The organism is Aurantivibrio infirmus (assembly GCF_054767315.1).
Map to the genome: position 1 here is coordinate 1 of NZ_BAAFSK010000024.1, position 603 is coordinate 603.

At 39.3% G+C, this 603-nt stretch carries 1 protein-coding gene; it reads right to left on the reverse strand.

From position 1 onward, the window contains the following. Nucleotides 1-294: 294 nt before the first annotated feature. Nucleotides 295-603: hypothetical protein (locus tag ACYUCY_RS18330; protein ID WP_460227987.1), on the reverse strand; the 309-nt coding region annotated here is incomplete at its 5' end.

Genomic DNA, 603 nt, shown 5'->3' on the forward strand with positions numbered 1-603 from the left:
AGTTACCGATTAGAACGTTATTGCTGCAAAAAGTACTTGCGTTGAACTTTATAGAGCCGCTAACTACGATACTTATAGAATGAAAATTATAACCTTGCTCCGTGACTTCTTGTCCCCTGCGATATTGCTCGATTTACCACCGTGCTCTCTAGCATCTTTTGTGACTTAAAGAATGCACATTTGTTTTTTGCGGCGACACTAAATTATGATTTTTAATACACGTAACGCCTTTAGCACGCGAAAACAGTTGTGTAGCGAAAGCGAAACGACTGGTTTTCGCGGTGGCTAAATTTGTTATGTGTTTTTATCCTGATTTGAAAACATTGCATTTAGAATTCCATATACCAGCTCGTGACAGTAAGAATTACCACCCAGGTGAATAATTTCATCGTTGTCATTTTCGGAAACAAAGGTTAAGTATGGGTTTGCTTCAACACCATCAAATTCCAGACCTGCCGTATCGTCAATCATGGTCGCGATTTCAAAAGCGATTTTACCAGTCAATCCTTTAAGCTGCGTGTCTTTAATGCCAGCATTTTCTAGATGATCTGCTATGCGAGCGATCATTTCACCTGTGAAAACTTCTTGCTTTGCAAGATATGA